Annotated in this window: 14 protein-coding genes; 11 read left to right on the forward strand and 3 right to left on the reverse strand. The window is 41.6% G+C overall.

The window, feature by feature from the left end; translation table 11 throughout:
* Positions 1-110: 110 nt before the first annotated feature.
* The 10 genes from leuS to M1F56_RS00960 all read left to right on the forward strand — a co-directional run bounded on the left by leuS (position 111) and on the right by M1F56_RS00960 (position 12,378).
* Positions 111-2,612 carry a leucine--tRNA ligase gene (gene leuS / locus M1F56_RS00915; protein ID WP_247916546.1) on the forward strand — a complete coding sequence of 834 codons (2,502 nt, stop codon included), beginning with the start codon at positions 111-113 and terminating at the stop codon, positions 2,610-2,612.
* Positions 2,613-2,806: 194 nt separating this feature from the next.
* Positions 2,807-3,502: a GNAT family N-acetyltransferase gene (locus M1F56_RS00920; protein WP_247916547.1), complete on the forward strand. Its 696-nt coding sequence runs from the start codon at positions 2,807-2,809 to the stop codon at positions 3,500-3,502.
* Positions 3,503-3,513: 11 nt separating this feature from the next.
* The gene (locus M1F56_RS00925; protein WP_247916549.1) at positions 3,514-3,930 is read left to right on the forward strand and encodes a GNAT family N-acetyltransferase; all 417 of its coding nucleotides are present in this window, start codon (positions 3,514-3,516) and stop codon (positions 3,928-3,930) included.
* Positions 3,931-4,415: 485 nt separating this feature from the next.
* On the forward strand, positions 4,416-5,414 hold the full coding sequence (ruvB, locus tag M1F56_RS00930) for a Holliday junction branch migration DNA helicase RuvB (protein WP_282184659.1): 999 nt from the start codon (positions 4,416-4,418) through the stop codon (positions 5,412-5,414).
* Entirely contained in the window at positions 5,395-5,979 is a 585-nt protein-coding gene (locus M1F56_RS00935) for a nucleotidyltransferase family protein (RefSeq protein WP_247916751.1), read from the forward strand. The genes ruvB and M1F56_RS00935 overlap by 20 nt, the downstream gene beginning before the upstream one ends.
* Before the next feature lie 209 nt (positions 5,980-6,188).
* A complete protein-coding gene (locus M1F56_RS00940; protein WP_247916550.1) occupies positions 6,189-6,947 on the forward strand; it encodes an isoprenyl transferase in 759 nt (252 codons plus the stop codon).
* An 8-nt stretch (positions 6,948-6,955) separates the two neighbouring features.
* Positions 6,956-7,759, forward strand: coding sequence for a phosphatidate cytidylyltransferase (locus M1F56_RS00945; protein WP_247916552.1), 804 nt, complete (start codon positions 6,956-6,958; stop codon positions 7,757-7,759).
* 15 nt (positions 7,760-7,774) lie between these two features.
* Positions 7,775-9,031, forward strand: a complete 1,257-nt coding sequence (rseP, locus tag M1F56_RS00950; protein ID WP_247916554.1) for an RIP metalloprotease RseP — start codon at positions 7,775-7,777, stop codon at positions 9,029-9,031.
* A gap of 16 nt (positions 9,032-9,047) precedes the next feature.
* Positions 9,048-10,901 (forward strand): proline--tRNA ligase, encoded by a 1,854-nt coding sequence (locus M1F56_RS00955; RefSeq protein WP_247916556.1) that lies wholly within the window; start codon positions 9,048-9,050, stop codon positions 10,899-10,901.
* A 97-nt stretch (positions 10,902-10,998) separates the two neighbouring features.
* A complete protein-coding gene (locus M1F56_RS00960) occupies positions 10,999-12,378 on the forward strand; it encodes a glycoside hydrolase family 1 protein (protein WP_247916558.1) in 1,380 nt (459 codons plus the stop codon).
* Positions 12,379-12,416: 38 nt separating this feature from the next.
* Here the strand turns inward: M1F56_RS00960 and M1F56_RS00965 are convergent, their stop codons facing one another.
* Complete coding sequence (locus M1F56_RS00965) at positions 12,417-12,830, reverse strand: EamA family transporter (protein ID WP_000264215.1); 414 nt, start codon at positions 12,828-12,830, stop codon at positions 12,417-12,419.
* Between the two features lie 214 nt (positions 12,831-13,044).
* Between M1F56_RS00965 and glmS the strand changes: the two genes are divergently transcribed.
* A complete protein-coding gene (gene glmS, locus M1F56_RS00970) occupies positions 13,045-14,853 on the forward strand; it encodes a glutamine--fructose-6-phosphate transaminase (isomerizing) (RefSeq protein WP_061598825.1) in 1,809 nt (602 codons plus the stop codon).
* Between the two features lie 179 nt (positions 14,854-15,032).
* Here glmS and M1F56_RS00975 read toward each other — a convergent pair whose 3' ends face one another.
* Both M1F56_RS00975 and M1F56_RS00980 read right to left on the reverse strand, forming a co-directional pair.
* Positions 15,033-17,771 carry a DEAD/DEAH box helicase family protein gene (locus M1F56_RS00975; protein ID WP_247916560.1) on the reverse strand — a complete coding sequence of 913 codons (2,739 nt, stop codon included), beginning with the start codon at positions 17,769-17,771 and terminating at the stop codon, positions 15,033-15,035.
* A complete protein-coding gene (locus M1F56_RS00980) occupies positions 17,771-19,708 on the reverse strand; it encodes a site-specific DNA-methyltransferase (RefSeq protein WP_247916561.1) in 1,938 nt (645 codons plus the stop codon). Before M1F56_RS00980 ends, M1F56_RS00975 begins: the two co-directional genes overlap by 1 nt.
* Positions 19,709-19,816: the final 108 nt, after the last annotated feature.

The following is a 19,816-nucleotide window of genomic DNA, read 5'->3' on the forward strand; positions in this document are numbered from 1 at the left end:
TTGTTTTCGGTGCCAATCTTTCTTGACAATGAAGGGAAAAGATTCTTTCTCGACTTTCAAATTCCCCCAAAAATGGTATAATAGTAACATCATAAAATTGGAGAAATAGCATGAGTTTTTACAATCATAAAGAAATTGAGCCTAAGTGGCAGGGCTACTGGGCTCAACATCATACATTTAAGACAGGAACAGACGCATCAAAACCGAAGTTTTATGCTCTCGATATGTTCCCATATCCATCAGGAGCTGGATTGCACGTAGGACACCCAGAAGGTTATACAGCAACGGATATCCTCAGCCGTTACAAACGTGCGCAAGGATACAACGTCCTTCACCCAATGGGATGGGATGCCTTTGGTTTGCCAGCTGAGCAGTACGCTATGGACACAGGAAATGACCCGGCAGAATTTACGGCGGAGAACATTGCCAACTTCAAACGCCAAATCAATGCGCTTGGATTTTCTTACGACTGGGATCGTGAAGTCAACACAACAGATCCAAACTACTACAAGTGGACGCAATGGATTTTCACCAAGCTTTACGAAAAAGGCTTGGCCTATGAAGCGGAAGTGCCAGTAAACTGGGTTGAGGAATTGGGAACAGCCATCGCCAACGAAGAAGTCCTTCCTGACGGAACTTCTGAGCGTGGAGGTTATCCAGTTGTCCGCAAACCAATGCGCCAATGGATGCTCAAGATCACTGCCTATGCAGAGCGCTTGCTCAACGACTTGGATGACCTTGACTGGCCAGAGTCTATCAAGGATATGCAACGCAACTGGATTGGGAAATCAACTGGTGCTAATGTGACTTTCAAAGTAAAAGGAACAGACAAGGAATTCACCGTCTTTACTACTCGTCCTGATACTCTTTTTGGTGCGACTTTCACTGTTTTGGCACCTGAGCATGATTTGGTAGATGCTATCGTCAGCCCAGAACAAGCCGAAGCAGTTGCAGACTACAAACACCAAGCTAGCCTCAAGTCTGACTTAGCTCGTACTGACCTTGCCAAAGAAAAAACTGGTGTTTGGACAGGTGCCTATGCCATCAACCCTGTCAATGGCAAAGAAATCCCAATCTGGATTGCGGACTATGTTCTTGCTAGTTATGGAACAGGTGCTGTCATGGCTGTGCCTGCCCATGACCAACGTGACTGGGAATTTGCCAAACAATTTGGCCTTCCAATCGTAGAAGTGCTAGAAGGTGGAAATGTAGCAGAAGCTGCCTACACAGAAGATGGACTTCACGTTAACTCAGATTTCCTAGATGGATTGAACAAAGAAGACGCGATTGCCAAGATTGTCGCTTGGTTGGAAGAAAAAGAATGTGGTCAAGAGAAGGTGACTTACCGTCTCCGAGACTGGCTCTTTAGCCGTCAACGTTACTGGGGTGAACCAATTCCAATCATTCATTGGGAAGATGGAACTTCAACAGCCGTTCCTGAAAGTGAATTGCCACTTGTCTTGCCAGTAACCAAGGACATCCGTCCTTCAGGTACAGGGGAGAGTCCATTGGCTAACTTGACAGACTGGCTTGAAGTGACTCGTGAAGATGGCGTCAAGGGTCGTCGTGAAACCAACACCATGCCACAATGGGCCGGTTCAAGCTGGTACTACCTCCGTTATATTGATCCACATAACACTGAGAAATTGGCTGATGAGGAGCTCCTCAAACAATGGTTGCCAGTAGATATTTACGTGGGTGGTGCAGAGCATGCTGTCCTTCACTTGCTTTATGCTCGTTTCTGGCACAAATTCCTCTATGACCTTGGTGTTGTTCCGACTAAGGAACCATTCCAAAAACTCTTTAACCAAGGGATGATCTTGGGGACAAGTTACCGTGACCACCGTGGCGCTCTTGTGGCGACTGACAAGGTTGAAAAACGTGACGGTTCCTTCTTCCATGTGGAAACAGGGGAAGAGTTGGAGCAAGCACCAGCCAAGATGTCTAAATCCCTCAAGAACGTGGTCAACCCAGACGATGTGGTGGAACAATACGGTGCCGATACTCTTCGTGTCTATGAAATGTTCATGGGACCACTCGATGCTTCTATCGCTTGGTCAGAAGAAGGTCTGGAAGGAAGCCGTAAATTCCTTGACCGTGTTTACCGTTTGATGACAACCAAAGAAATCGTTGCGGAAAATAATGGCGCTCTTGACAAGGTTTATAATGAAACCGTTAAAGCTGTTACTGAGCAAATCGAGTCGATGAAGTTCAACACAGACATTGCCCAACTCATGGTCTTTGTCAACGCGGCTAACAAGGAAGACAAACTCTATGTGGATTATGCCAAAGGATTTATCCAATTGCTTGCCCCAGTTGCGCCACACTTGGCAGAAGAGCTCTGGCAAACAGTCGCAGCAACAGGTGAGTCCATCTCTTACGTGGCTTGGCCAACTTGGGACGAAAGCAAATTGGTTGAAGACGAAATTGAAATCGTCGTCCAAATCAAAGGAAAAGTTCGTGCCAAACTCATGGTTGCGAAAGACCTATCACGCGAAGAATTGCAAGAAATTGCTCTGGCTGACGAAAAAGTCAAAGCGGAGATTGATGGTAAGGAAATCGTGAAGGTGATTAGTGTACCAAATAAATTGGTTAATATTGTTGTGAAATAACGAGTTTATTAGCCCTATCTGCCACCTTCAATAGTCCACTGGACTATTGAAGCCAACCAAACTTGTTAATATCGTTATTAATAAGAAATGAATCCTCCAGAGCTGAACTCTGGAGGATTTTTTGAATTTTTTCATGAAAGTATGATATACTATGTGCAATTATAAAGTTTGAAAAGTGAATCAAGGAGAAAACAATGCCAGTAAATGAATATGGTCAGATAATTGGTGAGTCAATGGAAGGTTATACTCCAGGAGAATTGCCTTCCATTGATTTCTTAGAAGGGCGCTACGCTCGGATAGAGGCTCTTTCAGTGGAAAAGCATGCGGAGGATTTATTAGCTGTTTATGGTCCAGATACTCCTCGGGAGATGTGGACCTACCTCTTTCAGGAACCAGTGGCAGATTTGGAGGAACTGGTTACCGTCTTAAATCAGATGTTGGCTCGTAAGGACCGTTTTTACTATGCGATTATAGACAAGGCAACTGGTAAGGCTTTGGGGACTTTTTCTCTCATGCGTATTGACCAGAATAACCGAGTAATAGAAGTGGGAGCTGTCACTTTTTCTACAGAACTCAGGGGAACACGTATAGGGACAGAGGCTCAATATCTCCTAGCTCGCTATGTTTTTGAGGAGCTTAACTATCGTCGCTATGAGTGGAAATGCGATGCTCTAAATCTGCCATCAAGACGAGCTGCGGAACGTTTGGGCTTTGTCTATGAAGGAACCTTCCGCCAGGCAGTCGTTTATAAGGGGCGTACGAGGGATACGGATTGGCTGTCTATGATTGATAAGGACTGGCCCCAAGTCAAAACCCGTTTGGAAGCATGGCTGGCTCCTGAAAATTTTGATAAAAATGGACGGCAGTACAAGAGCTTAAGAGAATTCTGAGAGGTATTGAGATGATAACTATTAGAAAGCAAGAAATTGTCAAGGTAGAAGATGTTTTGCATCTCTATCAGGCAGTAGGTTGGACAAACTATACACATCAACCCCAGATGCTGGAGAAGTCCTTGTCTCACTCATTAGCGATTTACCTGGCACTTGATGGTGAGGCAATAGTTGGCTTGGTTCGTTTGGTCGGAGATGGTTTTTCATCGGTTTTTGTCCAGGATTTGATTGTTTTGCCGAGCTATCAGCGCCAAGGAATTGGTAGAGACTTGATGAAAGAGGCTTTAGGGGATTTCAAAGATGCCTATCAAGTTCAACTAGTGACAGACCAAACAGAGAAAACCTTGGGATTCTATCGTTCTCTGGGATTTGAAACCCTATCTACTTATGATTGCACAGGAATGATTTGGGTGGATCGAAAAAGATAAAAAATTATTTTTTATTAAGTAAAGTTTAAGTCTCCTCGTGTATTATATAGTTATTAGATAAAGACCTCCTAATACTTTTCGAAAATCTCACCAGCCTTCGTTAGAGTCAACTTAGCTAACTATAGTTATGCTTGCGTCTATCTGCCTAGTCTGATTTCGATTTTCATTGAGTACCCTTTATTTAATAAAATCCCAAACTTTTCTTTTTCATCATAATCTCCTAAAGAAGCCACCCAATCAGGTGGCTTTTTTGTTGTTTGAGAAAGGATATTCCATCTGGAAAAAATTTAAAAAAAATGATAAATCAGAGAAAAAGTTAAGTTAGCTTTAAGATTCATCTTGTATACTATAATCATTAAATAAAGACCTCCTAACTTTATTTAATGAAATCCTAAACTTTTCTTTTTCATAATAATCTCCCTAAAGAAGTCACCCAATCAGGTGGCTTTTTTGTTTGTAGGCTGGATTTTTGCTATAATAGGAGCATGAGTAGAATTTTAGATAATGAAATCATGGGTGATGAGGAGTTGGTAGAACGTACCCTACGTCCCCAATATTTACGTGAATATATTGGGCAGGATAAGGTCAAGGATCAGCTACAAATCTTTATAGAAGCTGCCAAAATGCGGGATGAAGCACTGGATCATGTACTCTTATTTGGTCCTCCAGGTTTGGGGAAAACGACCATGGCCTTTGTTATTGCCAACGAACTGGGAGTCAATCTCAAGCAGACCTCTGGGCCTGTCATTGAAAAAGCGGGTGACTTGGTAGCTATTTTGAATGATTTGGAGCCTGGAGATGTTCTCTTTATTGACGAGATTCATCGCCTGCCCATGTCGGTGGAAGAGGTGCTTTACAGTGCCATGGAGGACTTCTACATTGACATTATGATTGGGGCTGGAGAAGGCAGTCGCAGTGTTCATTTGGACTTGCCACCTTTTACCTTGATTGGTGCGACGACAAGGGCGGGGATGCTTTCAAATCCTCTACGGGCACGTTTTGGGATTACAGGTCATATGGAATACTATGCCCATGCTGACTTGACAGAAATTGTCGAACGAACGGCAGATATTTTTGAGATGGAAATCACTCATGAGGCGGCTTCAGAGTTGGCTCTACGTAGTCGAGGAACTCCTCGTATCGCCAATCGTCTCCTTAAGCGCGTGCGCGACTTTGCACAGATAATGGGGAATGGCTTAATTGATGATGTCATTACCGATAGGGCATTAACCATGCTAGATGTTGACCATGAAGGATTGGACTATGTGGATCAAAAAATCCTTCATACAATGATTGAGATGTACGGTGGTGGTCCAGTTGGGCTGGGAACCCTTTCGGTTAATATTGCCGAGGAGCGTGAGACGGTCGAAGATATGTACGAACCTTACCTCATCCAGAAAGGTTTCATCATGCGAACTCGTTCTGGACGGGTCGCGACAGCCAAGGCTTATGAACATTTGGGGTATGAATACAGTGAAAAATGAGCAAGAAATCCTAGAGGTTTTTAGAAAAAATCCAGATATGATGACCATTCTGACTATCATTCGAGACCTTGGTCTGAAAGACTCTTGGTTGGCGGCAGGTTCTGTCAGGAATTTCATCTGGAATCTATTGTCAGACAAATCCCCTTTTGATAGTGAGACGGATGTGGATGTGATTTTCTTTGATCCAGATGTTTCTTATGAGGAAACAGTATCCCTAGAGAAAAAGCTGAGAGAGGATTTCCCCCAGTATCAGTGGGAGTTGAAAAATCAGGTCTATATGCATCAGCACAGTCCCCACACTGCGCCCTACATGAGTTCTCGTGATGCCATGAGTAAATATCCGGAACGCTGTACGGCGGTAGGTCTTCGCTTGTATGCTGATGCAACTTTAGAGCTCTTCGCGCCTTATGGTTTAGAGGATATTTTGAACTTTCAAGTTCACCCGACTCCTCACTTCTTAGAAAATGAAGACCGAATGAAGCTCTATCAAGAACGCTTGTCCAAGAAAAATTGGCAAGAAAAATGGGAAAATCTGACTTTCTCAAAAAACTTAAGAAAAATTTAAGTTAGGGGCGGTATACTAAGTCCATAAGTTAAGAGGAACTTAACTTAAACTCCTAAAACTTTTTCATAATAATCTCCCTATAAAATAAAGTCGCCCAATCAGGCGGCTTATTTTTTGTTACTTATAAGTAATGATAGTAACTTAGCAATAGAAGAAAATAGGGAAGTATGGTATAATAAAACGATAGATTTTTGAATAGGAATAAGATCATGTTTGGATTTTTTAAGAAAGATAAAGCTGTAGAAGTTGAGGTTCCAAGACAGGTTCCTAATCATATTGGCATCATCATGGATGGGAATGGCCGCTGGGCTAAAAAACGGATGCAACCACGGGTTTTCGGACACAAGGCAGGGATGGAATCCCTTCAAAAGGTGACCAAGGCAGCCAACAAACTGGGCGTTAAGGTTATTACGGTCTATGCTTTTTCTACGGAAAATTGGACTCGTCCAGATCAGGAAGTTAAGTTTATCATGAACTTGCCAGTCGAGTTTTATGATAACTATGTTCCTGAATTGCATGCAAATAATGTTAAAATTCAAATGATTGGGGAGACGGACCGTTTGCCTAGGCCGACTTTTGAAGCTTTGACAAGAGCAGAGGAATTGACTAAGAATAATACGGGTTTGATTCTTAATTTTGCCCTTAACTATGGTGGACGTGCTGAGATTACACAGGCGCTTAAGCTGATTTCTCAGGATGTTTTAGATGCGAAAATCAATCCAGGTGATATCACAGAGGAATTGATTGGCAACTATCTCTTCACCCAACATTTGCCTAAGGATGTGCGAGATCCAGATTTGATTATTCGTACCAGTGGAGAATTACGCTTGAGCAATTTCCTTCCATGGCAGGGGGCGTATAGTGAGCTCTATTTTACGGATACCTTGTGGCCTGATTTTGACGAAGAAGCTTTACAGGAAGCAATTCTTGCCTATAATCGTCGTCATCGCCGATTTGGAGGAGTTTAGGAGAAAATATGACCAAGGATTTACAAGAGAGAACACTATTTGCTGGACTGGCTCTGGTTATTTTCCTTCCCGTCTTGTTTGTTGGCGGGCTCCTGTTGCAGATAGGGATTGGCTTGTTAGCAATGCTAGGCGTCCATGAGCTCCTACACATGAAGGGACTAAAGACTATGACCATTGAGGGCACCTTGACCCTCCTTGCAACCTTTGCCCTCACAATCCCCTTAGAAAATTACCTAACTTTTTTGCCAGTTGATGGAAATGTGGTTGTCTACAGCGTTTTAATTACAATTATGTTAGGGACGACCGTTTTCAGTAAAAGCTATACGATTGAAGATGCTGCCTTTCCGATTGCTGTGAGTTTTTATGTTGGTTTTGGCTTTAATGCCTTACTAGATGCTCGTATAGCTGGATTTGATAAGGTTCTTCTGGCTCTCTTTATCGTTTGGGCGACAGATAGTGCGGCTTATTTGACGGGGGTGAATTTTGGTAAGCATAAGTTAGCACCGAGAGTTTCTCCTAATAAGAGTATTGAGGGCTTTGTTGGGGGTATTCTAGGTGCGGTACTGATAACAGTACTCTTCATGCTAGTGGACAGCACTGTTGCTCTCCCTTATGGGATTTATAGAATGAGCCTCTTTGCTGCCTTCTTCAGTGTAGCAGGCCAGTTTGGTGACTTGATTGAGAGTGCCATGAAACGCCATTTTGGTGTCAAGGATTCTGGAAAATTTATCCCTGGACATGGCGGTGTGTTGGATCGCTTTGACAGCATGTTGATCGTGTTTCCAATGATGCACTTATTTGGCCTGTTTTAAAGAAAGGAAGATTGAATGATTGGATTGCTAACCTTTATCCTAGTTTTTGGGATTATAGTGGTGGTGCATGAGTTTGGACATTTTTACTTTGCCAAGAAATCAGGCATTCTAGTTCGTGAATTTGCCATTGGTATGGGGCCCAAGATTTTTTCCCATATCGGTAAGGATGGCACTGCTTATACCATTCGGCTCCTTCCTCTAGGAGGCTATGTTCGTATGGCAGGCTGGGGTGATGATGCAACAGAAATCAAGACAGGAACTCCAGTCAGTTTAACACTTGCCGACGATGGTAAGGTCAAACGGATTAACCTCTCAGGAAAGAAGTTGGATCAAACGGCCCTTCCTATGCAGGTAACCCAGTTTGACTTTGAAGACAAGCTCTTCATTAAAGGCTTGGTCTTGGAAGAAGAAAAGACTTTTGCAGTGGATCATGATGCGACGGTTGTTGAAGAAGACGGAACCGAAGTACGCATCGCTCCTCTGGATGTACAGTATCAAAATGCTTCTATCTGGGGTAAGCTCATCACCAACTTTGCAGGTCCTATGAATAACTTTATCTTAGGTGTTGTTGTTTTTTGGATCCTGATCTTTTTGCAAGGCGGTGTTAGAGATACTCAAACCAATCTCTTTCATGTCATGCCAGAGGGAGCTTTGGCTAAGGTAGGTGTGGCTGAGACAGCTCAAATCACCAAGGTCGGCTCGCATGAGGTTAAGAATTGGCAAGACTTGACCCAGGCTGTGGAAGCTGATACCAAGGATAAGACTGCTCCGACCTTAGATGTTACCATTTCTGAAAATGGTAGCGAAAAGCAAGTCACTGTTACTCCAGAAGAAAATCAAGGGCGTTACATTCTCGGGGTTCAACCGGGAGTCAAGTCAGACTTTCTATCCATGTTTGTTGGTGGATTTACAACTGCTGCTGACTCAGGGCTCCGTATCCTTTCGGCTCTGAAAAACTTGATTTTCCATCCAGATTTGAATAAACTTGGTGGTCCTGTTGCCATTTTTAAGGCGAGTAGCGATGCTGCTAAAAATGGAATTGAGAATGTCCTCTACTTCCTAGCCATGATTTCCATCAATATTGGAATTTTTAACTTGATTCCTATCCCGGCTTTGGATGGTGGAAAGATTGTGCTCAATATCCTAGAGGCTGTCCGCCGTAAACCCCTTAAACAAGAAATTGAAACCTATGTCACCATGGCTGGTGTAGTTATCATGGTTGTCTTGATGCTAGCTGTGACCTGGAATGACATTATGCGACTCTTCTTTTAGATAATCGAGGAATATTATGAAACAAAGTAAAATGCTAATCCCTACGCTTCGCGAAATGCCAAGCGATGCTCAAGTTATCAGCCACGCACTTATGTTGCGTGCTGGCTATGTTCGTCAAGTTTCTGCCGGTGTTTATTCTTACCTACCACTTGCTAACCGTGTGATTGAAAAGGCTAAGAACATCATGCGCCAAGAGTTTGATAAGATTGGTGCGGTGGAGATGTTGGCTCCTGCCCTTCTCAGTGCCGATCTTTGGCGTGAATCAGGTCGTTATGAAACCTATGGTGAAGACCTTTATAAACTGAAAAACCGTGAAAAGTCGGACTTTATCCTAGGTCCAACACACGAAGAAACCTTCACAGCCATTGTTCGTGACTCTGTCAAGTCTTACAAGCAATTGCCACTTAACCTTTACCAAATCCAGCCCAAGTACCGTGATGAAAAACGTCCACGTAACGGACTTCTCCGTACGCGTGAATTTATCATGAAAGACGGCTATAGTTTCCATGCTAATTACGATAGTTTGGATGTGACTTATGACGAGTACAAGGCGGCCTACGAACGAATTTTCACTCGTAGTGGTTTGGATTTCAAGGCTATCATCGGTGACGGTGGTGCCATGGGTGGTAAGGATAGCCAAGAATTTATGGCCATCACTCCTGCTCGTACAGACCTTGACCGCTGGGTTGTCTTGGACGAGTCAGTTGCCTCATTTGATGAAATTCCTGCAGAAGTACAAGAAGAAATCAAGGTAGAATTGCTTAAATGGATGGTTTCTGGTGAAGACACCATTGCCTACTCAAGTGAGTCTAGCTATGCAGCTAACTTGGAAATGGCAACAAACGAGTACAAACCAAGCAACCGTGTTGTTACCGAAGAAGAAGTGACTCGCGTCGAAACTCCAGGTGTTAAATCCATCGATGAAGTGGCAGCCTTTCTTAACGTGCCAGAAGAGCAAACGATTAAAACCCTCTTCTACATGGCAGATGGTGAGCTTGTTGCAGCCCTTCTAGTTGGAAATGACCAACTCAACGAAGTCAAGTTGAAGAACCATTTGGGAGCAGATTTCTTTGATGTGGCTAGCGAGGAAGAAGTCGCAAGTGCCGTCCCAGCAGGCTTTGGTTCGCTTGGCCCAGTTGCTTTACCAGAAAATGTCAAAATCATTGCAGACCGTAAGGTACAAGATGTTCGCAATGCTATTGCCGGAGCCAACGAAGATGGCTACCACTTGACAGGTGTGAACCCAGGCCGTGACTTTACTGCAGAATATGTAGATATCCGCGAAGTTCGTGAGGGTGAAATTTCACCAGACGGACAAGGTGTTCTTAACTTTGCGCGTGGTATCGAGATCGGTCATATTTTCAAACTCGGAACTCGCTACTCAGCAAGCATGGGTGCAGATGTTTTGGATGAAAATGGTCGTGCTGTGCCAATCATCATGGGTTGTTACGGTATCGGTGTTAGTCGTCTCCTCTCAGCTGTTATAGAGCAACACGCTCGCCTCTTTGTTAACAAAACGCCAAAAGGTGAATACCGTTACGCTTGGGGAGTTAACTTCCCTAAAGAATTGGCACCATTTGATGTGCACTTGATTACTGTCAATGTCAAGGACGAAGAAGCGCAAGCCTTGACAGAAAAACTGGAATCCAACTTGATGGAAGCTGGTTACGAAGTCTTGACAGATGACCGTAACGAACGTGTCGGAGTGAAGTTTAGTGATAGCGATTTGATTGGTCTTCCAATCCGTATCACTGTTGGGAAAAAAGCAGCCGATGGCATCGTAGAAGTTAAGATTAAGGCGACTGGTGACACCATCGAAGTTCATGCAGACAACTTGCTTGAAACGCTTGAAATCCTCGGAAAGAAATAAAACTATAATCAGAAGAAAAACAAGGCAAAAATGTAACTAGTTTTTACCTTGTTTTTTCTATATAATGGGGAAAATGAGTAAATGAAGAGGTAAAGCTATGCTAAAATTTCCAAAGGATTTTGTCTGGGGTTCCTCCACCTCTGGACCACAGACAGAAGGACGAGTGCCAGGTGATGGCAAGGGAGACAATCTCTGGGATTATTGGTATCAGGTGGAACCCAATCGCTACTACAATGGGATTGGACCTGACAAAACATCGACTTTCTATGAAAACTGGGAAAAGGATATTGAGCTTTTAGTAGAGACTGGTCATACAGCCTTCCGAACTTCTATCCAGTGGTCTCGCATTTTCCCACAAGGCCGTGGAGAAGTCAATCCTCAAGGTGTGGCTTTCTACCGTCAGTTATTTGAAGCGATTAAGGCCAAGGGCATTTGTCTCTTAGTCAATCTCTATCATTTTGACCTGCCTTTTGCCCTGCAAGAAGATGGGGATGGTTGGGAAAATAAGGCGACTGTCTCAGCCTATGAAGACTATGCTCGTTTTTGTTTTGAGACTTACGGTGACTTGGTGGACCAATGGATTACCTTTAATGAGCCCATTGTTCCTGTAGAGTTTGGTTATTTTTATGATGCCCATTATCCTCATAAGGTAGATGCCAAAGCAGCGGTTCAGGTAGCTTATAACACTCAACTGGCTAGTAGTCTTGCGGTGAGGGCTTGTCATGAGGTCCTGCCTGATTCCAAGATTGGGATTGTCCTCAACTTGACACCAGCATACCCACGTAGCCAACATCCTGCGGATATCAAGGCTGCGCGCATTGCGGATCTCTTCCAAGCCCAATCTTTCCTAGATCCGTCTGTCTTGGGGGCTTATCCACAGGAGTTGGTAGAAATCTTGTCTGAGTATGATTTGCTGCCAGATTCTACAGCTGAAGAGTTGGACCTTATTCGGGAGCATACTGTGGACTTTCTTGGAGTCAACTATTACCAACCCTTGCGCGTTATGGCGCCGCGTTTTGCTAAACATCCAGACAGCCCCCTCTTGCCAGAACATTTCTATGAGCCTTATATCATGCCGGGCCGTAAAATCAATCCTCACCGCGGTTGGGAAATCTACGAGCAGGGGATTTATGATATCGCTCAAAATATCAAGGAAAATTATGGTAATATTGAGTGGATGCTGACAGAGAATGGCATGGGTGTTGAAGGTGAAGAAAAATTCCGTCAAGATGGGATGATTCAGGATGACTATCGTATTGACTTTGTCAAAGGGCATCTGCGTGAACTACATCGTGCTATCGAAGACGGTGCTAACTGTAAGGGCTACTTGATTTGGACCTTTATTGACTGCTGGTCATGGCTCAACAGTTATAAAAACCGCTATGGTTTGGTTGAATTAGACTTGGAAACACAAGAACGCCGTCTGAAGAAATCAGGGCACTGGTTCAAGGAACTCAGCGACCATAATGGATTTTAAGAATAAAAAGAGTGAGATGGCGTTCATCTCACTTTTTATTACAATATCATCACCAAGGTCCCAATCGTAATCAGGATACAGCCAATAATTGTTTTAAACGTCAGGACATCCTGTAGGAAGAAAAAGGCTAGAACGAGGGTAATGACGAGACTGAATTTATCGACAGCAGATACCTCAGTCGCATTGCCCATCTGTAGTGCCTTGTAGTAGCAGAGCCAGGAGGCGCCAGTGGCTAAGCCTGATAAGATGAGAAAGAGCCAACTTTTTCTACTGATGTTGACAATTTCGGTCTGACTATTGGTCAAGAAAACCATGGCCCAGGCCATAAGAATGACGACGACTGTACGAATAGCGGTTGCTAGATTGGATGGAACACCCTCAATCCCAATCTTGGCTAAAATTGACGTTAGGGCTGCAAAGACAGCTGATAAAAGTGCGAAGAAAAACCACATGGCAAATACCTCCTCTTTTTATTATAAGTAATTGATGCTGACTTGTCAGGTATCAAGTGAAATTCTGATAAAATGCCAGATAAAAAACTATACCAATTTTTCTTCTTGACAAGTGAGAAAAACAAGTATATACTGTTTTTGCTGATTCTGTAAAAGGGAAATCAGACTATACCAATTTAAGGGGAAAGCACAGCAGGTCTGTGTCGTATATACTATGTGTGGAATTGTTGGTGTTGTTGGAAACACAAATGCAACTGATATTTTGATTCAAGGGCTTGAAAAGCTCGAATACCGTGGCTATGATTCTGCGGGAATTTTTGTCCTAGGTGGTGCTGAAAATCACCTGGTTAAGGCGGTCGGTCGTATCGCAGAATTATCTGCAAAGACAGCTGGTGTTGAGGGTACAACTGGTATCGGACATACGCGTTGGGCGACTCACGGAAAACCAACGGAGGACAATGCTCACCCACACCGCTCTGAGACTGGACGTTTTGTCTTGGTGCACAATGGGGTGATTGAGAACTACCTTGAAATCAAGGAAGAATACCTTGCAGGTCACCACTTCAAGGGGCAAACAGATACAGAAATCGCTGTTCACTTGATTGGAAAATTTGCCGAAGAAGACGGTCTCTCAGTTCTTGAAGCCTTCAAAAAAGCTCTTCACATCATCCGTGGGTCTTATGCCTTTGCCTTGGTTGATTCACAAGATCCTGAAGTCATCTACGTGGCTAAGAATAAATCACCACTTTTGATTGGTCTTGGAGATGGCTATAACATGGTCTGCTCAGATGCCATGGCTATGATTCGTGAAACCAACCAATACATGGAAATCCATGACCAAGAGTTGGTAATCGTCAAGGCTAATAGCGTTGAAGTGCAAGACTATGATGGCAATCGCCGTGAGCGTGCTAGCTATACTGCTGAGCTTGACTTGTCTGATATCGGTAAGGGAACTTATCCTTACTACATGCTCAAGGAAATCGATGAGCAACCGACAGTTATGCGTAAGTTGATCCAAGCTTACACAGATGAGGCTGGTCAAGTAGTCGTAGACCCGTCTATCATCAAGGCTGTTCAAGAGGCAGACCGTATCTACATCCTTGCAGCTGGGACATCTTACCACGCAGGATTTGCTTCTAAAAAGATGCTAGAAGAATTGACAGATACACCAGTTGAACTTGGTATCTCATCTGAGTGGGGCTATGGGATGCCACTTCTCAGCAAGAAACCACTCTTTATCTTTATCAGCCAGTCTGGTGAAACAGCTGACAGCCGTCAAGTTTTGGTTAAAGCTAATGAAATGGGCATTCCAAGCTTGACAGTGACAAACGTGCCAGGTTCAACTCTTTCTCGTGAAGCCAACCATACTATGCTTCTTCACGCGGGTCCTGAAATTGCCGTGGCATCAACCAAGGCCTACACAGCACAAATCGCAGCTCTTGCCTTCCTTGCAAAAGCTGTCGGAGAAGCAAATGGCAATGCCAAAGCCCAAGCCTTTGACCTGGTTCATGAGTTGTCAATCGTAGCTCAGTCTATCGAATCAACTCTTTCTGAGAAAGAAACCATTGATGCCAAGGTTCGAGAGCTTCTTGAAACAACTCGTAATGCTTTTTACATTGGACGTGGTCAAGATTACTACGTAGCTATGGAAGCAAGTCTCAAACTCAAAGAGATTTCTTATATTCAGTGTGAAGGCTTTGCGGCAGGAGAGCTCAAGCACGGAACCATTGCCTTGATTGAAGAGGGAACTCCTGTTTTGGCCCTCTTGTCAGATCCAGTCCTTGCCAACCATACTCGTGGAAATATCCAAGAGGTTGCAGCACGTGGTGCTAAGGTTCTCACTATCGCAGAAGAAAATGTTGCTAAAGAGACAGACGATATCGTCCTTACGACCGTTCACCCTTACCTCTCACCAATCTCAATGGTCGTACCAACGCAATTGGTCGCTTACTTTGCAACACTTCACCGTGGCCTTGATGTGGACAAACCACGTAACCTTGCTAAGTCAGTAACAGTAGAATAAACAAAGAAAGTCTAGTTGATCTAGGCTTTTTTGCTCTGTCTTGGTATCCTTGGGTAAGGAGGCACTGTATTAATGACTAAGTTATTTATCCTGAAAACAAATCAAGTATTATTGCTATGCTAGTCTGGATCAGTCCCAAACTCAGAGGGAATCAGAACAGAGAGAACGATTTTTGATATTTAGAATAAGTCCAACCTAATATTTCCACCAAAATGTGGTTTTTCAAGAGCTATCTGTGCTAATTGATTGAGTGTTTGCTTACTATTTTCTTGATTATAGAATTTAAGTCCTTTGATGATAACTCCATCAATTTCATCTTCAAAAATCAAATCTTCTTGATGGTCGTTGATATATGAAAGAAGTTCCTCCTTCCATCTATCTTTTTCTGCTATTTGTTCACCTTTGGGTTCAATGAAGATTTGAAGATAGTAATCCTTATTTTGAAGAAGTAGGATAAAGTCTGGTTGAAATCCTGAAAAATTGATTTCCCGTGGATTCTCTTCAAATTGATGCAATTTCAATCGTTCAACTTTATCTGTCCCCTTTAGCATGTTTTCACCCATTCGAATGAGGAAAACATCTCCATATTGTTCTCTTAGTTCATCAATATGATTGGCAATAGCATTAACTAGATTTTCTTCATTCCTATTAATTATAGCTGATTGGTAAGCAAAAAAGTCAAATTTTTCAAAACTAATATTAGCTACTTTTTGTTCGATGAAGGAGCCACTCTGCTTAGCTGTATCATAATTAGGTATTCGTTTGCGATAATCAACGAGATATTCTGTAATTGGATATCCGATAAAGCGGTTCGTACCTCTTGCTTTGCGATAACCTGCCTTTATTTGGGCGGCTAGTAGGTTAAAAAAGTTATCAACAATTTTCAGCTTTTCCATAGCGGAAAAATCTTCTACAATGGTTTCTTTTTCTGTTGTGACAGAGAGTGTAAGATTTTGCAAATCTAGCCAATTTTCACCCCAAAAGTCTTCCATAGACTTGAGATTTGGAAGATATCTTTTCAGATTTTCAAATCGGAAAAAGTTAGAACGGCTAATTGATTTTTTAAAATAACGAATATCAATTCCTCTTAATTGGGACGTTTTTAACTCTATTGCTCCAGCTGAAAGGTAAGTTGTCTCATAGGTGGATTTAAAATAGGTCACATTGGCTAGCTTAGAAATTTCAATACCATATGCACGTAAATTCACATAGTGACTGTCAGGAATTTCCTCAGTCTCATTATAGTAAAGTTTACCTGCTTTAAAGATTTGGGTTTTCTTGAAAGAGGGTTTCAGTTTGATTTCAATTGGAGGATTTTTTTCATCAGTCCCAGTCGCAAGATTCATCTTGTCAAGTGATGCCATCAAATTCTTAATGTATTGTGGCTCATTAAGGGTATGGTAGTGTAGTGTTTCCAACAAAAGACTTGCTGTTTCATCTGATTCATCAAATCGTCTTTGGTAAGAAATCTTTTGATTTAAGGAGAAAGGATTGTATCGCGCCCCACGTCCGATCAACTGAGCCTCGGAATTGGTTGATTTAGCATCTCTTTTATCATTCATTTTTCCCAAGTTGCTAATACGAACGATATCGTAAAGATTGAGGACATCCCAACCTTCTGTTAATTTTGCTACAGCAAAGACTACACGATACAGATTATTGGGAGATTCAAGCGAATTGAGGGCTTGATACTGTCCTGTTTCTAGCAACCCTTTTGAGCCACTATCTGAATCATTTGCATTTAGAATTCTAGCTGGTGAAAAACCACGCTTAATTTCTCGAACAACAGTTGAAAGATCATCCTTCTTGAGATAATACTGATAAGCTAGCTGTAGAGTATGGCTTTGCTCTTCTGATACACTTTTCAGTTGCGAAATAAGGAACGATCTTAAACTTTCCACAGTCAGACTATCAATCATCTCATTGAATAGCTTATTTGCTTCATAGGAAGCATCAATTTTATGTGATTTGAAAAGAATGACTGGTTTTATCTCAATCCCAAATTTTTCTAGAGCAAATTTGCGACGATATTCACTCAGAAGAACGGTACTAAGCATGTTATCTTCGTTGGAATTCCCCGTCTGAATGCGTCTTACATTTTTTGAATATCGCTCTTTGATGTATGAATCCAAGGTATAACGGTAAATAATCTTATCTCGATATTTTTGATAAATGGTCTCATCGTCAAAATCAAGTGTTGCGGTAAATTCTAGCAAGAGATTATCAGCATGTGCGTGAAGAAGAGAAAGTAGGCATTTTTCCCATGAGATTTTTTCCAATTCTGCTTTATTTTTCTTTTTCGTAGAAGCAGAATAGTGATGGGCTTCATCCGCCAGAATAACCATTTTTGTCTTCTGGTAATCTTTTAATGACATGATATTTTCTGCCTGTGTGAAGAGGTCATTTGTCAATGTTTGAATTGAAACAAACTTAATATTAATTACATTTTTATTAGGAAAATCTGGAAATCTTCCTGAAATCTGGTTGATAAAGATATGTTCCCCATCAATTTCTAAGTTAGAATTGAAAAGAAACTTAGTAGATTGAGCACTCGTTAGATTATCAATGGTCTTACTCAGAACACCATTTGTATTCACTGTAAACAGAAAATTTTGATACCCTTTTTCTTTATAAAGATAGAGGATTAAACCAGCCATCAAATCAGTCTTTCCCGAACCAGTTGCCATATTGAACATCAGCTGTCTTGGCTTTCGAAACTTGAAAGTATCTGATGCTTGAGTGTAATGAAAATAGCGAATAGCTTCACTCTGATAAGAACGTGGTTCATGCTTGAGATTTTCTACAATATACTGTGGTAATTCCCAACCATGCTGTTCGTTCAAAATATCTATATCCAGCTGTTTCAATTCATCGAAGAGTTCAAAGATCAGTTCTTTTTTCTTTGCTTTTCTAACCATCATTTCTCCCCATAAAAACTCTTATTGAAATCATAATCTGATTGGGATAATTGCGATTTAATGGTTTCATCATCAATTTCAGAGTAGTTGTGATAGAGTTGGTTTTTGTCAATAATCTTCACAAGAATTTTTTTCTGTATTTCCAAATCTTCATCCCAGATAGATTGGTCGACTTCTTGTAAATCCACTCTGAAATCAAAATCAAGTGTGGCTTTCATGTCGTCAAAGATAGCCTTTAATTCATCAGAATTTTTAGAGTTGAGAACAGCATCAATAAAGGTTGAGTTTTTGTCCATTAATTCAGCATAGGCAAAAGAACCACCGCCAGACCAAGCAACATCTTGAGAAATGCCACCTTGTTCTCCATCAATAACTTTCTTTAATCTCTCGACAGCTACAGTTTCAATATAATCCATTTGTTCAATACCGATGTACTGACGATTCATCTTGTGAGCAACTGCTGCAGTTGTGCCAGAACCCATAAAGAAATCAAGGACAAGATCGTTTTCAGAAGTTACCGCTCTAATAAAAAATGCTAACAGACTTTCTGGTTTAGAGTATGAAAAGTCAAAACCTAATTCTTTCAAATGAGTTTTAGCATCTTCATTTGTGCCCACTCCAAAAATTTTTGATAGATAGCGTTCATCAATAAATTTTTCTGGGGCAACATTGCCTGCTTCTGCTTTTTGATATCGAATAGAAAACTTATCTGATTTAATAACAAAGTCTCCTCCTTTTGAAACTTCGTTATCAAGATAGTCTTGTCCCCATTTAAACTTACCCGTCAACCGAATAGCATTTTTATTTTTACCATTTTCAATTATTAAATCGTCCTCAAGAAATACTGACGATTTTTGCCCAGCAAAATGATGTCCATCTGGAATATTAAATCGAATAACCCCTGCCTTGAAGCTAAGTGTTCCAATAGAATTACTTGAATTTAATAATGGTGCATCTCCATTTTCTGCATCCTTACCAATCCAACGAACACTTGGGTCTTTCTTCTTTTCATAAGCATGGATATATTCCACACCACTACGACTTTTTTTCCCAAGTGAATCGGCGTTATCAGTATTCCGCCAAATAAAAGTTTCAACAAAATCATTCTTCACAAAAACATTATCCATCAATACTTTTAAATAGGCTTGACCATCTTCTGCCATAGAAACAAGTAACACTCCACCGTCATCCAATAAATCTTTTGCAACTTCTAGTCTATTCTTCATAAACGTTAACCAAGTGGATAACTTAAAATTCGAATTATAAGAAAAGGTATCGGCGTCTTTTGTCCCCTCAAAATAATACGGTGGATCGATATAAATCAATTTCACCTTCCCTGCAAATCGTTTTTTCAAACTGTGGAGTGCTAACAGGTTGTTTCCCTTGATAATCAGGTTATCCGTATCCTTGATTTCTGATACAGGGGAAGAGCCGTTTTTGTCATATTTCTTAGCATTTTTAAAAATCTTTTCATCAAGGAGGACATCAATCTCCTCTCGAGCAACTATTTCATTTAAAAAGGATTCTTCAGCATCTTCCCTCGATACATCATCTTTAGTCATACCAGCTTTTAAGATACTATCTTTGTAAGGGAAATTTAGGACAACATCTGTTGTTTCATCTAAATAGCGATTATTTACCGCTAATCCGATTTTGTTGGTGTAACGTGTGTAAGAGTTTGACCAATATTCATCAACTTCAAGCATTTGAATGATATCATTGATTTTCAAAATTGTCGCACCAGCAATATCCTCGGTAAATGCTTCATTTAGAATTGCATTTGTCAAAATCTTTTCAACCAACTCAGGTTTATAATTATCTAAATCTACTATAATAGCATCTTTTTTTAATAGTCCCTCAGCTACATACTGTTCATCAAAGCTTTCTACCACCTCTCGTAGGGCTTGTTGAATCGCTGTTTCGAATGCCTGATTCATACAAGTCCCTCACTTTCACACACAACAGAAAAGACCTTCTCACAAAAATGTGAAAAAGTCTGTTTTAGGGCTTGACAAAAAATACGCTTGATTACATAATCAGCGTGA

It is taken from the genome of Streptococcus oralis (genome assembly GCF_023109005.1).
GTDB classification, from domain to species: domain Bacteria; phylum Bacillota; class Bacilli; order Lactobacillales; family Streptococcaceae; genus Streptococcus; species Streptococcus oralis_BU.

Coding starts and splice junctions, on each gene's coding strand:
- leuS (WP_247916546.1), top strand. CDS start 111: ATGAGTTTTTACAATCATAAAGAAATTGAGCCTAAGTGGCAGGGCTAC.
- M1F56_RS00920 (WP_247916547.1), top strand. CDS start 2,807: ATGCCAGTAAATGAATATGGTCAGATAATTGGTGAGTCAATGGAAGGT.
- M1F56_RS00925 (WP_247916549.1), top strand. CDS start 3,514: ATGATAACTATTAGAAAGCAAGAAATTGTCAAGGTAGAAGATGTTTTG.
- ruvB (WP_282184659.1), top strand. CDS start 4,416: ATGAGTAGAATTTTAGATAATGAAATCATGGGTGATGAGGAGTTGGTA.
- M1F56_RS00935 (WP_247916751.1), top strand. CDS start 5,395: ATGAATACAGTGAAAAATGAGCAAGAAATCCTAGAGGTTTTTAGAAAA.
- M1F56_RS00940 (WP_247916550.1), top strand. CDS start 6,189: ATGTTTGGATTTTTTAAGAAAGATAAAGCTGTAGAAGTTGAGGTTCCA.
- M1F56_RS00945 (WP_247916552.1), top strand. CDS start 6,956: ATGACCAAGGATTTACAAGAGAGAACACTATTTGCTGGACTGGCTCTG.
- rseP (WP_247916554.1), top strand. CDS start 7,775: ATGATTGGATTGCTAACCTTTATCCTAGTTTTTGGGATTATAGTGGTG.
- M1F56_RS00955 (WP_247916556.1), top strand. CDS start 9,048: ATGAAACAAAGTAAAATGCTAATCCCTACGCTTCGCGAAATGCCAAGC.
- M1F56_RS00960 (WP_247916558.1), top strand. CDS start 10,999: ATGCTAAAATTTCCAAAGGATTTTGTCTGGGGTTCCTCCACCTCTGGA.
- M1F56_RS00965 (WP_000264215.1), bottom strand. CDS start 12,830: ATGTGGTTTTTCTTCGCACTTTTATCAGCTGTCTTTGCAGCCCTAACG.
- glmS (WP_061598825.1), top strand. CDS start 13,045: ATGTGTGGAATTGTTGGTGTTGTTGGAAACACAAATGCAACTGATATT.
- M1F56_RS00975 (WP_247916560.1), bottom strand. CDS start 17,771: ATGGTTAGAAAAGCAAAGAAAAAAGAACTGATCTTTGAACTCTTCGAT.
- M1F56_RS00980 (WP_247916561.1), bottom strand. CDS start 19,708: ATGAATCAGGCATTCGAAACAGCGATTCAACAAGCCCTACGAGAGGTG.